This is a genomic window from Paenibacillus polymyxa M1 (assembly GCF_000237325.1).
In the GTDB taxonomy this organism is placed as follows: Bacteria; Bacillota; Bacilli; order Paenibacillales; family Paenibacillaceae; genus Paenibacillus; species Paenibacillus polymyxa_C.
Window position 1 is genome coordinate 326,911 of sequence record NC_017542.1, and the last position, 13,687, is coordinate 340,597.

A 13,687-nucleotide genomic window follows, 5' to 3' on the forward strand; every position below is an offset into this window, starting at 1 on the left:
TGTTCACCGCCTATTCTACAGATAAGGTCAATTTAGGAAGAGTAGTCCATACGATTAGGATAAGTACAACTATTTGGTACGTAAATATTAAAGCCCTTCCGGCTTTCCATGAGGGAAGCAGCGGAAGGGCTTTTATTACATATACTTGTCTATACGGAGAGTTTATTTATATCCGCTGCACGGTAAACTCGAATTCCAGCTTTTGATCAGCCGGAATTTGATATTCCTCATGTACCGGGGCACCCCAGCTGTCGTCGCCGCCTACGCCCATTTGCTTGCCAGCTACGGTGACAACGGTGTAATACACATTGGGCAGTTCATACAGATGGCCTGCACTTTCCAGCTCAAACGCTGTATACGGCGAAATATTGCATTCCACTGGTGCGGTGGCAGGTGCTGTAATGCGAATGCCTCGCTGGGAATCGTCGGTAATATCGACCCGGCGCACGCCTGTACGGTTGCCGGATTCCTGTGGCACGACATACCCGGACACATTATCCGCAGCTTCGTTGCGGAATACGCCGAGTCTAGCACCAAGGGCTCGGTCAATGTAATTCTCCTCCGGTCCCATCGCATACCAGTCCAGATGGCGATAGTCCGCTGGAACCTTGAACGAAAGGGCAAAGATCGGCAGGGTAGGCAGCCCTGATACACCTTCATAGGTGGATTTTACGTTCAAACTGCCATCCGCCAGGACGGTGTAGGTTACCGTTACCTGTACGTCAGCATGAATGCTTAGGGTGTAGCGGAACGTAATGGTCACACGGTCTGTCTGCTCTTCCGTAACCTCGATATCCACACATTTACGCGTCAGGCTTGCGGCGAACCAACCACCAGCTTCAAAACCCAGTGCCGTTCCCCGATCATTGTCTGTGGTCGCTCGCCAGAACAGCGGGGCAGGAGGCGTAGCGATCATCTCACGTCCAGCGTAGCGAAGTGAAGTCAGGCTGCCTGCTCCTTTGGAGAACATGATGGTGAAATCCGTACCGTGAACGCCAATATTTACATCACCATGCACCACTCGTAGGGCTCCAGCTATTGGAGCTTTCAGCGGATTTGGATCTTCCACAATGAAAATATGTTGTCCAAAGGCCACTTCATGCCCAGCCTTAGCCCAGAGCGTCGCTTCCTTCAATACAAGCGCCGTGTGAATGACATATTCCCCAGGCTTCTCGTCTGTGCTTGGGAACGTCAATGGAATATAGGCTTCGGTCTGAGCCGCCACATCCACATGACTCACATTTCGCGCGATCTCTTGACCTTCATGCAGCAGGCTGTATACCAGTTCATAGTCTCCTGTACCCTCGAACAGGTTTTCGTTGCGAATGGTCACACCTTGGGTATCCGGGATGAGCTTCAGATTTTGGTACAGGAATTTGACCTCCTGCATCTTCGGTGAAACCTTCCGGTCTGCATAGACAATTCCGTCTGTACAGAAACCATAGTCTGTTGGACGGTCGTCAAAGTCGCCGCCGATCGCCAGGTACTCGCGTCCGTAGCGATCTTTTTTCATGACCGCCTGATCAATGTAATCCCAAATGAACCCACCTTGATACAGCTCGTATTTGTTCTCCAGCTCGGTATACTTGTGCATGCCGCCTACGGAATTGCCCATTGCATGCATGTATTCGCAACTGATATACGGTTTTTGTGGATTGTCGTTTAAGTATTGCTCGATATCTGCGGGCTTGGCGTACATCCGGCTCTCCATATCGCTGGTATCATCGTACGTACGATTGTGAAACACGCCTTCGTAGTGTACCAGACGGCTCGGATCGGTGGACCGGAAATAGTTAGCGACATTGCGCAGCACTTCACCTGCATACGACTCATTTCCGCAAGACCAGATCAGAATGGATGCATGGTTTTTGTCCCGTTCCAGCATGGAAATGGCGCGATCCATAACGATATCCTGCCACTCCGGCAGATTGGCCGGAATATTCCACGAAGGCTCGACTGCGCCGAGTTTTTGCCAGGAACCGTGTGTTTCCAAGTTCATTTCGTCAATCACGTATATCCCGTATTCATCGCAGAGCTCATACCACAGTGTCTGATTCGGGTAATGAGAGGTACGGACAGCGTTCATATTGTTCTGCTTGAGTGTCCGAATATCCCACAGCATATCTTCACGGGAAATCGCACGTCCGGTACGAGCGTTGAATTCATGACGGTTCACACCTTTAAAGACGATGCGTTTGCCGTTCAGATGCATAACCTTGTTGACCATCTCGAATTTGCGGAAGCCGACCTTTTGTGGGATCACCTCGACAAGTGATCCATCAGCATCATAAATTTGAATGAACAACGTGTACAAATAAGGTTTCTCCGCGCTCCAGCGCTCTACTTGCTCCAAGGTTGCCGACAGCGAGGCGATGCCGTCTGTAAAGTCAGCTTTTAAACAAGCTACAATATGACCGGCGGCATCCTTCACATCGACAGTTGTATGGGCCGTTGCCGGTTGTTCCAAAGTCAGTTTCAATTCCAGCAGGCCCTGCGTGTAGGTAGCATCCAGATCCGCCTTGGCATGCAGGTCGCGTACGTGAACAGTAGGGATCGTGTACAGATATACGTCTCTGAAAATGCCAGAAAAACGCCAAAAATCCTGATCCTCCAGCCAAGCTCCTGTACTTCTTTGATATACCTCTACCGCCAGCTTGTTTTCACCAGCTTGCAGGTAGGGTGTTAGCTCAAAGTCAGACGGTGTAAAACTGTCCTCGCTGTAACCGACAAATTGTCCGTTCAGCCATACATAGAAGGCCGACTCGACACCTTGAAAAGAGATGAACACAGGTTGCGCGTCGGAAGCCATATTTTCGGGCAAAACAAATCTTTTGATATAGCTACCGACCGGATTGTGGTCTTCTGGAATATGGGGTGGACGAACGTCTGAATGTCCGTCCCACGGGTACATCGTATTGGCGTACTGCATTTGGCCGAAGCCTTGTGTCTGAATATGACCTGGTACCTGAATATCGCTCCAGCCGCCATACTCAAAGTCAGGGGCATAGAATTCTACTGGGCGAGTGGCCGGATTCGTCGCATAGTTGAACTTCCAGCTTCCATTCAGGCTGTGACGCCAGGCCATATCGGCCTGGTGCTCTGCTTCCTGAAGCGTGGCGTAATACTTATGGTCGGAATAGGCAGGCAAGCGATTTACCGCGAACTTGGTCACATCGGTGAGCCAGTCCAGACTAGGGGTATGAATGGTCAAGGCGAACACTCCTTATTTTTAAATTGAATGAAGACCGTACACACAAATTTATTATTTTACCGAGCCGACCATACCTGCGACAAAGTGCTTCTGCATTAGGAAGAATACCAGTGCAGTCGGCAATGTGGACAGGACAATGGCGATCATGATAACGCCGTAGTCCGGTGCATAGCTGGAGCCGAGGTTCGAGATCAACAGCGGGATGGTTTGATTTTCTGGCGTTTGCAGTACAATCAGAGGCCAGAGGTAGTTGTTCCAGCTGGACATGAACGTGATGATTGCGGCAGCGGCATAGGTTGTTTTCATCGTAGGCATATACACCCGGAAGAACAGACCCAGCTCGGATAATCCATCCATCCGCCCAGCTTCCAGCAGATCCTTGGGAAACATCTTGGTGCTTTGACGGAAAAAGAAGATCAGGAACGCCGTAGTTACGGTCGGAATAACGACAGAAGAGAGCGTATCAATGCCGATCCATGGTATGACATTAGAAATGCTGCCGAACATCCGGTAAAGCGGGATCATGATTGCCGCAAACGGAATCATCATCGACATCAGCAGGATATTGAAGACAACGTCTTTCGCTTTGCTTCTGTAAATTTCAAAGCCATAGCCAGCCAGTGATGCAATGAGCATAGCTAGCAACGTCGTTGAGATGGAAACCTTTGCAGAATTACTGAGTGCAGTAACGATGTCTACTTGTTCCAGCAGATTGTGCATGTTATCCATCAGATGGGAGCCAGGCAGAAGTTTGCCTTTCGTCACATCGACTGACAGGTTCGTGGAGCTGGATAGCATCCACAGGAACGGGAAAATCGAAATGAATGATACAAGAATCAGAAAGGCGTACGTAAATGCTCTTTTTGTTTTCATCATTTTTTCTCACCTGCCACTTTAAACTGGATAATCGACAAGATAATGATCATAATGACGATGGAATAAGATACGGTCGCCGCATAACCAAAGTCGGATGAATACTTGAAGGACAGATTATAGATATATTGCGAAATAGAAGATGTCGCGTTACCGGGCCCACCCTTCGTAATATTCATAATTTCATCGAAGAGCTGGAGTGTACCAATCGTCGATGTAATCGAGGTGAACAGGATAATCGGCTTAAGCAGTGGAACGGTAATGCTGAAAAACTGCCGAATCGGGGAAGCTCCGTCAATGCGGGCTGCTTCGTAGATAGAGCTGTCAATGTTCTGAAGACCCGACAGATAAAAGATCATGTTGTACCCAGTCCAGCGCCATGTGATCGCAATAATAATTGTTACTTTGGCCCAGAAAGGATCTGTAATCCATTGGATTGGCGTACCAATCACATGCAGATTCAGCAACAAGGAGTTTACCAAACCGTCAGATGAGAACAGATACTTGAAAACAACCGAATAGGCTACAAGAGATGTGATACACGGTAAGAAGATGGCAGTGCGGAAAAAGCCCTTGAACTTCAGGTTTTTATCGTTCAACAATACGGAAATGAACAGAGCCAGAATGACCATTAAAGGTACCTGGAAAATTAAGTAGATAAACGTATTCTTTACGGCGGTGATGAACATTTTGTCGGTGAACAGGCGCTTATAGTTATCAATGCCGTTAAAACTCAGATTAGACCCTGTACCCGTTTTAAAGGATAAGATCAGCGCCTGGATCATCGGATAGAAATAAAAAGCGGCAATCATGATCACTGCGATGGATATGAACAACCATCCTGTCATACCTGCTTTGAGACGTGTTGTAGTCATTTTGGGCGCGGCTGTCTTCATACCATGTCAACTCCCTATGCAGCAATAAAACCTTGAACTCGCAAGCCCAAGGTTTTAAGTGCTTATCGTTTTATTGTTTAGCCTTGGCTAGATGGACTGTCTTATTTAAGCTGTGCTTCCGCTTGTCCTTGAGCGTCCTTCAGAACTGTGTCTACATCTTTCCCGTTCAGGTAGTTTTGAATTTCAACGGTCATGATGTCCTCAATGGCATAAGTGTGCAGGCCATAATTGACTTTTGGAACTTGTTTAGTCCAATCAGCAAACTTCTTATACACTTTGTCGCCACCGAAGTAAGCATCTTCCACGTCATAAGCTTTACCGCTGGAAGCAGCGTTCAATGAACCGACAATTCCGATTTTGCTCAGCATATCTTGATACAGCTCTGGATCTGAACCGAATGTTTCTTTCAGGAAATCAGCAGCGGTATCTTGACCGTCCGAGTTGAGGACATACCAGGAGCTGCCGCCGAGGCTGGAAGCATTCACGGATTCAGGTATATTTTTCAGCTTAGGGAAAGGAACTACAGCCCATTTACCGGATTGCGAAGCTTCAGCTTTAATCGAAGGCGTAATCCAGTTACCTGTAGGTACGGAAGCAACTGCACCGCTGTTGAACGCGGCCAAGAATTGACTCCAGTCGGCATTCATTTTAACAATGTTAGCGTCGAACAAGGATTTGTACGTCAAGAGTGCTTCCTTCAGAGCTGGGTTACCAGCCAGGTTTGGTGTTTTACCGTCTTCTTTCAGGTACCAAGAACCTGCAGTTTGGATCATGCCACGGATCAGACCCAGGTCATTCGGATCTTGAGTCAGCATATCTTTGCCTGTTTTCTGTTTTACAGCTTTACCGATTTCAATAAATTTGTCCCAATCAATATTGGTCAAGTCCGCTACTTTGTAGCCGGCTTGTTCCAGATAGTCCGTTCTTACATACAATCCCATAACACCGGAGTCGAATGGAACACCGTATTGCTTGCCGTTGTAGCTAGTCGGTCCGATTTTATAATCAGCGAAGTCGGATGCTTTGATCGAATTAGTCATATCATGGAAAGAATCGGGATAGGCTTGCAGGAAGTTCTGTGCCCGGTAATCCTCAATTAGAACCACGTTCGGCAATCCTTTAGTAGAACCGGAGTTGAGGCCGGCATTCATTTTTTGTACGATATCATTTTGAGCATATTCAACAATGTTTACGGTTACATCTGGATGTTTGGCAACATAGCGATCTTTTGCCAGCTTCAGGGCTGCGATATTAAAGTTCGGGTCCCAAGCCCAGACTGTGATTTCTTTCTTGCCTGAATCTGTGGTCGTAGCTGCTTTCTCGGAATTGCTGGAGCACGCGGATAGCAAGATCAAGCTTGCGATCAGCAGAAGGAAAGACATTTTTTTCATTTTGTTCAACCCCTACTCTTTTTTTATATGTTGCTAATCATAGAACTTTTTTTGAAAGCGGTTACCTTGTTTATGAATTTAGTTTATCATCCTTGCTTTGCTGGCAGTTAGGAATATCTTTATACAGATTGGTCTTATTATTATGATTTATCTAAAAAGGTACCGCTTACATTTGTACTTTCTTTAGTTTTAGGTACTTTTTATAGACTGAACTAAAGTTCTTCACGAAGCATCATTCCGCCCACTCCGTTCTTGTTTCACCTTCTTTGTTTAGTTCAGCCTATATTTTTATGGGGTAGGAGGGACGGGTTTTAGGATCAGTGGCAGGGTCATTCTTACTTTGGTGCCCTCGCCCTTCTTGCTGGAGATGGTTACGCCATATTCTTCTCCATACAGAAGGGTAATGCGATTGTGTACATTCTGGATGCCGATGCCCGTAAATAGTTGGCGCTTGCTCTTGGGATTCGGCAGTCCGTCTTGCACTGTATGCCCATCCAAATCCATACCGTCTCCATCGTCGACCACTTCACAGATTAATGTATCATCCGTTTTGGACACCAATATATAGATGTGCCCTGCATTCTTCTCATTAAAGGCATGGAAAAAGGAGTTTTCGATGAAAGGCTGAATGATGAGTTTGGGCACATGGTACTCCAGACAATCGGGGGATACAAAGTAATTCACTTGTACCCGTTGCCCGTAACGTACATGATTAATAAATACATAATTTTGCATGTTGGCCATTTCCTGCTCGATGGTGATCGTTTCGCTCACATTGCTGATTGTATTTTGCAGCAGGGAAATGAGCGCATTAATCGTCTCGGCGGCGGTTTCCTTGTTTCCTTTGAGCACGAGCATTTTGATGGAAGCCAATGTATTGTACAGAAAATGTGGATTGATCTGCCGTTGTAGTGCAGCAAGCTCTGCATTTCGTTGGCCTTTTTGCGTTTCTAAAAGCTTACGAATATAATCATTTAGTTCATCGAGCATGTAGTTGTATGCATGACTTAGTTGTCTGACCTCATAGCTGCCTGTGACCGGGATATAATTATCAAAATTTTTCTCGCGTATCGTCGACATTTGCTTGACCAGCCGAGTCAGTGAACGGATCAGGCGACGGGAAATGAGGAAAACAATCACCAAAGCAATCAGTACAATGGCGATGCAGATCCATACTACAGATTTAACGTCAATAATTTGCCCAACCGCCGTTTGTCTATCGATCATGTTCACCAGATAAAAATCAAATGAAGGAATATAGTTGGAAAGGACGATACTCTCCTTATTCATCACATCCGCATTAATATAGTTCAGTCCCTGTTCATTGATTTTGGTGGCATAGCCCAGCAGTTCACTGGAGCGTTGTCCGATCAGGTCCTGGCGGTTGCTTGATACAATCAGTCCTGATTTGTCCATAATAAGCACATCATTACCGTTACTCGTGAAATTGTTATAAAAACGCCGAAATTCCGGCTCTCGGATAGCGATGTAGATCATACCGTACATGGTGCCGCTCGTTCGCTCCATAAATACTTTGGAGGCGATAATATAGGGGGTTGGCTTTTGTGCGGTGCTATTCATTTGTTGATGAAACAACTCCGTATCCATTTGATACATAAGCTGTGCTGGCCGTGCCACGCTTCGGGCTGTAATGGAACTGCTCTTAAGCTGTTCCGCAGTTACAGGCCAATAGGACGAGTCGGAGTAAAAGCTCCGACCGTTCATCCCTGTTACAGCGACACCGACATCATAAGCATCGACGTTCGATTTAATTTGCTTCATTTGCTGTGCCATACCAAAGTAAATCCTTGCCGAGTTAATCGAGTCAGATTGGCCGCCAGTCAAATAGTTTTTGACGGTTCCATTTTCCGAAGCATGGGTTACAGCATTCACGATAGAGTCATTGAAGGATTCAAAGCTGGATTGAATCTGGCTAAGCACCTTGGCATTCGTAATACTGAATGTCTCAGCGAATAGTCGTTCAGACATTCGAATCGTCACCAAAGAGGTCAGCAAGGACACCGCAGTGATGCTGATCACCATAACAATAAAGATTTTGAAGAACAGACCTTGATATTTGATCTTGTGGATATATCTTTTCATATTTAATCTCTTTTCTGCTGGCAGATATGCGCTTGCTCTCTAATGGAGATGCTCCCGGCGGTACTGGCTGGGTGAGTAGCCCTTCACTTTTTTGAACACTTTAGTAAAATAGCTGGGGTCCGAATAACCTACTGTACTACTAATATCTGAAATGGGCAGCGTCCCCGATCGCAGTAATTCAGCAGCCTTCTCAACCCGGATTTTGTTCAGATACTCGCTAAATCCCTCTGTATGGTGTGCCGTAAAATAACTGGACAAATAAGAGGGGTTAAAATGAAAATATTGCCCAAGGGTCGTCAAATTGAGTGTTTCAGCATGATGTTCCTCAATATACTCCAGCAGTTTTTTCATGCTTGCACTACTTCCTTGCTGTGTTTTGGCCAGGATCTGTCGGTTCGCTTCCTCCAAAAAAGTCTCCAGCAACCGCACGGCTTCATGTACATGAGGAGCATCATTAATTGTTTTGAAATACGAATATTTCGCCGCATCCAGCTCCTTCATATCATACCCCTGATTCCCGAGCAAAATTGTAATGTTGAACACGATATTTCCGAGCAGCGATTTGAATTCAAAAGCGGTAGAGGTATAGTTGCCGGACATGGCGGCTACATAGGACCTCAAATCCTGAAAAGCCGTATCAAAATGCTCACGCTTCATCTCTTCCGTAAACTGTTTTAGGTTAAACGAACTATTCACCTGAACAGGCTGAGGGAGTTCATCTTCCATCAGTAGCGCTGTCTCTGGGAAATAAAAGCGGTAACTCAGTAATTTGGGAAGCTCATCCTGATAGACATTGCTAATCTGGTTAAAATCATCAAATAGATGGCTGACCGCCCAGCCTGTCTGTGGCTCGACCTGCTTCGTCTCTTGAGCAACTTCCCTAACCGCAGCCATCCAGGCGTCTAATTCCCGTGGCTCCAAATTGGCTAAAAAAACAGCTGTATAGACATCAGATGGCAGTTGTCGCAGAACCATGTGTTCACAGGCAGAGGCTAACCGATCTGTAAGCTTGGAAAATAGGTCCGAAGCAGAGGTAGTAGTAGAGCGCCCCTTATCTTGCTGTACCGACTGTTCTATACCTATGAGCGCAAAACGGGGATAAGGAAATGCTTGCTTCAGCAGTTCAGCGTCATAATCTATGCTATAGCCGGAAGTCAATTTTTCGATCACATGATCTATCGTAATTCGATTATTCCCGGCATCTTCCTGATACTGAATGGATGGGATTTTGCGGGCCGTTCGCTGAAGCACTTGAAGCAGCTCATCTGTGTCCAACTTGGGCTTCAAAATATAGTCAGCCACACCTTGCTGAAAGGTGGAGCGTACGTAATTAAACTCGCCGTAGCTGCTGAGCACAATGACCTCGATATCTGGATAGTTCTGTCTGACTATGCGTGTCAGCTCCTCGCCGTCCATGATCGGCATCACGATATCCGTTATGATAATATGAGGACGTAAGGCTTCAATCAGCTCCAGCGCCTCTTTCCCGTTGGAGGCCTCACCTACAATTCGAAATCCGTATTGTTCCCACGACAAATGATGCTTGATCCCTTGCCGTACCAATATCTCATCATCTACAATCAAAATGTTGCATAGCTCATTCATGACAGCACTCTCCATAATTATATCTATTCAAAAAAGACGCCATTAAGGCGAGGGCCTAATCACCTGCCGGACACAGTTGATAACGCTTCCAACTTTAACTAAAAACGAATGCATTAATCTTTACATGCTAACATAAACGACAGGGTGATTCCAAAGATAATTTAGTTCAAATGGCATATAAAAGACAAAAAAGGCTGCCGAGAAAATCTCGACAGCCTGAACAACCGGGATTACTTTATACAGTACCCCATGTCCGATCTCCTGCCAAATATTTTTCAGTCAAAATAGACAGCAGTTGAATACCGACCTCGTTATGTCCTCCCTCAGGAAGGATCAGGTCGGCGTATTTCTTGGAAGGCTCAATAAATGCCTCGTGCATTGGCTTAACCGTCGTCAAATAGTGATCATGGATCGAATGGATGGTGCGACCGCGTTCCTCAATATCGCGAAGAACCCGACGAAGAATGCGCACATCAGGATCCGTATCCACAAATACCTTAATATCAAGCAGGCTGCGGAGTTTTTCGTCTGACAGTACGTGCAGACCTTCCAACATAACGATATGATTTGGTAAAAGCTCTACCGTCTCGTCCGTGGAGCGGGCATGAACCGTAAAGTCATACACGGGCGCTTGAGTTGCTTGTCCTTTTTTTAGACATTGGAGATGCTCAATCAGCAAGTCGTTGTCAAAGGCAAACGGATGATCATAGTTGACCAAAGCACGTTCGTCATAACTCAGATGTGAATGGTCTTTATAGTAGTTATCCTGAGATATGAAAGTCACTTTATTAGATCCCAGACGCTCAACGACAGCGCGTGCGACCGTCGATTTACCGGAACCTGTACCGCCGGCAATACCAATAATAAGCATGGCGTTTCACTTACCCTTCCCTAAATGTATCCCGATACAACTAAAGTATTGTAGCACAATGCACACTTTTTTTCATCACTGTTGCGCGTTGTATTTCTTCCATTTCCGTATCTTGGCTCTGAATGTTTTAAACGGTGCTACAGAGTTGATGTGAATCCATCTCGCCATAGGCCAGTTCGGATTAGTGCCTGTCCACTTGTGAACGCCCTGGGTGAAGAGTTCTTCATGACTGAGTGTGTCCACCCAATTCAGCCACGTTTGCTCAGCCAGCTTGAGCATATTTCGTAATTCATATAGAGAGTGGTCGGAATAGGTCTTGTAGAATGATTGGTATAGTTCGCCTAGTCTATTCCACTTATAATTCGGGGCGGGCATGATGACGGTTTTTCCCTCCTGTTCGTCTCTGTCCCAACTCATGACAAGATGAAGCCATCCGAGCTGGTAGGCAATCATCTCTGCGGGTGTTTTATCGACTTCGTCGATTCGAGTATCCTTGTGGCTTTCGTCGATCTCTTGGAACTCACTGTCAAACCGTAAGTAGGAGGTATGAATGGCTTCTTTTAACTCTGATTTGGAAGCATATTCGTAGCTAGACATCTAATCGCTCCTTTACATGATATGGGTGATACTCACTCCTTTATATGTACCATTCTCAATATGACAACCGTATGTCTTATTCAAAAATAAAAATATTGAGCCCGCATTGTGCGGGCTCATACCTGGGGACGGTGTAGATGGTGTTTAAAGATTTTATTTCATGTCTCGCCAGTTTTGGATATTTTCTTCCCAAATATATTTATATTTTTCGACAATATCTTTAGCTGTCTTTGGTTTTTGTCCAGTCAATAATTCAATTGCATTAGATTCAACGTTTAAAAGACCTTCTTGAATGCTAGCATCAGTTGTCATGAGATCTTCGCCACAGAATGGAACAGGTGATTGAGAGAAATCTCCCGTAATTTCTTTGGGAATGTGTAACTTTTTCAGGTATTCATAATATTGCTCTGGATTGACAGGAATGTACTCAAGATCTTTACAAGAAATTTCTTTAATTAGGTTACAAAGATCTCTTACAGAAACAGACTCTGACCCTACAATGTTATAAGCCTTGTTGTCTTCGCCTTTTCCAAGGAGAGCTGCGGCTGCGGCTCTTGCACAGTCATCTTTGTGAACTAAAGTGGCTCGGCCTTCACCAGCAGTGCTTAACCATTTATTATCAGACATTAGTGCTAACATAGGATACATGGTCAGATAGTTCTCTAAATATAAATTATTTCTCATTGCATTATAGGCAATACCTGTTGACTTTAAGTAATTTTCAGTCGCTGTATGGTCTGGAGTTACAAAAACGTGAGCATATTTTGGATCCGTTGCACCAATAAAAGAACTATATGTGATGTGAGAGATTCCTGCTTTAATTGCCGTATCAATCGCATTTTTGTGTTGTTGTACTCTTTTGCCTACTTCAAGACCCGAGACAATATAGATACGATCACCATTTTTGAATGCTCGTTCCATTGATGGAATGTCATCATAATTGATTTCAAAGATTTTTACTCCTGCATTTTCCCAACGTTGAACCCTAGCTTTGGGAATTCTATCTTTTTTCATGCAAGTGAAAGTTAGATTATGACCATCTACTTCTTCAAGAACAGTTTCTGCTACGCGACTTGCTAATTGACCATCTACTCCTGTAATAATATAACGCATTTTGATACCTTCTTCTCTAGTGATAATTTTCACAAGGAAAGAATATCATAGGTTGACGCAAGTGTGTAATTACCTTATGTTATGATTTATAAAAAACATTTATTACTAAAAGGGTGTTTCAAATGAATATTCAACAACTAAAATGCTTTGTTTCTCTTGCTGAGACACTTAACTTTTCAACAACTGCGAATAAATTAAATTTGACACAACCTGCTGTGAGTCACAACATCAAAAGCTTAGAAAATGAATTGGGAATCGTTTTAGTCGTTCGGAACAAAAGAACTGTCAATTTGACTGTAGCCGGCAATAGTTTTTATGAAGATATTGAAGGGCTTCTATTTAGATTAGACCAATCCATAAAGAAAGCAAAACGACTTTCGGAAAAATATGATAGTACCTTAATCATTGGCTACACGGAGACTGTTTTTGAGAAGAAAGTTTTGCCGGATATTATTAAGCGATTTAAGGAAAAATATCCACAGATTCAAATTCAGTTAAAAAAATCCAATTTGACTAGAGAAAAAGATGACTTATTAAACCAAAAGTTTGATATTATATTTACTACAGAAGATAATTTAGGAAAGGACATTGATTTTTGCTTTTACCCCGTTCTTAAAGGCTCGTATGTTTGTGTTTTGCCCCAAAATCATCCTCTTGCGAATGAACGTGAACTAACCTTCGAACAATTAAATCATAAATCGATCATTTTATTTAACGAGCACCAATCCCCTCCAACACTAAAAAGCATGCACAGGAAAATTATTGAGAATTGTCCTGAGTCAAGTTTTACCTATGGAGATACCATAAATACAATACACACCATGATAAAAAGTGATCTTGGTGTTTCGGTTCTGCCGAACTTTGTGGTTGTTGAGGATAACGAGATCTCGTTTGTTCCTTTAAGCTACACTGAAGAAGTGATTTATGGCGTTGCTTGTCTTCGAGGTGAAGAGCGCTTAGAAGTAAAACGATGGATTTCAACTTTAAAAGAATTACTCACCTGAACCAAGTTCTTCGCTCACAATAG

Annotated in this window: 10 protein-coding genes; 1 reads left to right on the forward strand and 9 read right to left on the reverse strand. The window is 44.4% G+C overall.

Going from position 1 to position 13,687, the window contains the following annotated elements:
* Window positions 1–166: 166 nt before the first annotated feature.
* From PPM_RS01405 to PPM_RS01445, 9 genes are all read right to left on the reverse strand, one after another.
* Window positions 167–3,211 (reverse strand): glycoside hydrolase family 2 TIM barrel-domain containing protein, encoded by a 3,045-nt coding sequence (locus PPM_RS01405; protein WP_013368913.1) that lies wholly within the window; start codon window positions 3,209–3,211, stop codon window positions 167–169.
* Between the two features lie 51 nt (window positions 3,212–3,262).
* Window positions 3,263–4,087 (reverse strand): carbohydrate ABC transporter permease, encoded by an 825-nt coding sequence (locus PPM_RS01410; protein ID WP_013368914.1) that lies wholly within the window; start codon window positions 4,085–4,087, stop codon window positions 3,263–3,265.
* A complete protein-coding gene (locus PPM_RS01415) occupies window positions 4,084–4,980 on the reverse strand; it encodes a carbohydrate ABC transporter permease (RefSeq protein WP_013368915.1) in 897 nt (298 codons plus the stop codon). The genes PPM_RS01410 and PPM_RS01415 overlap by 4 nt, the downstream gene beginning before the upstream one ends.
* 101 nt (window positions 4,981–5,081) lie before the next feature.
* Complete coding sequence (locus PPM_RS01420) at window positions 5,082–6,371, reverse strand: ABC transporter substrate-binding protein (protein ID WP_013368916.1); 1,290 nt, start codon at window positions 6,369–6,371, stop codon at window positions 5,082–5,084.
* 288 nt (window positions 6,372–6,659) lie between these two features.
* The gene (locus PPM_RS01425) at window positions 6,660–8,474 is read right to left on the reverse strand and encodes a cache domain-containing sensor histidine kinase (protein WP_013368917.1); all 1,815 of its coding nucleotides are present in this window, start codon (window positions 8,472–8,474) and stop codon (window positions 6,660–6,662) included.
* 39 nt (window positions 8,475–8,513) lie between these two features.
* Window positions 8,514–10,079, reverse strand: a complete 1,566-nt coding sequence (locus PPM_RS01430; RefSeq protein WP_013368918.1) for a response regulator transcription factor — start codon at window positions 10,077–10,079, stop codon at window positions 8,514–8,516.
* A gap of 235 nt (window positions 10,080–10,314) precedes the next feature.
* Complete coding sequence (gene udk / locus PPM_RS01435) at window positions 10,315–10,950, reverse strand: uridine kinase (RefSeq protein ID WP_013368919.1); 636 nt, start codon at window positions 10,948–10,950, stop codon at window positions 10,315–10,317.
* A gap of 75 nt (window positions 10,951–11,025) precedes the next feature.
* A complete protein-coding gene (locus PPM_RS01440; protein ID WP_013368920.1) occupies window positions 11,026–11,547 on the reverse strand; it encodes a ClbS/DfsB family four-helix bundle protein in 522 nt (173 codons plus the stop codon).
* A 153-nt stretch (window positions 11,548–11,700) separates the two neighbouring features.
* Window positions 11,701–12,660, reverse strand: a complete 960-nt coding sequence (locus PPM_RS01445) for an NmrA family NAD(P)-binding protein (RefSeq protein ID WP_013368921.1) — start codon at window positions 12,658–12,660, stop codon at window positions 11,701–11,703.
* 122 nt (window positions 12,661–12,782) lie between these two features.
* Here PPM_RS01445 and PPM_RS01450 point away from each other — a divergent pair, with 122 nt between their 5' ends.
* On the forward strand, window positions 12,783–13,664 hold the full coding sequence (locus PPM_RS01450; protein WP_013368922.1) for a LysR family transcriptional regulator: 882 nt from the start codon (window positions 12,783–12,785) through the stop codon (window positions 13,662–13,664).
* Window positions 13,665–13,687 lie beyond the last annotated feature (23 nt).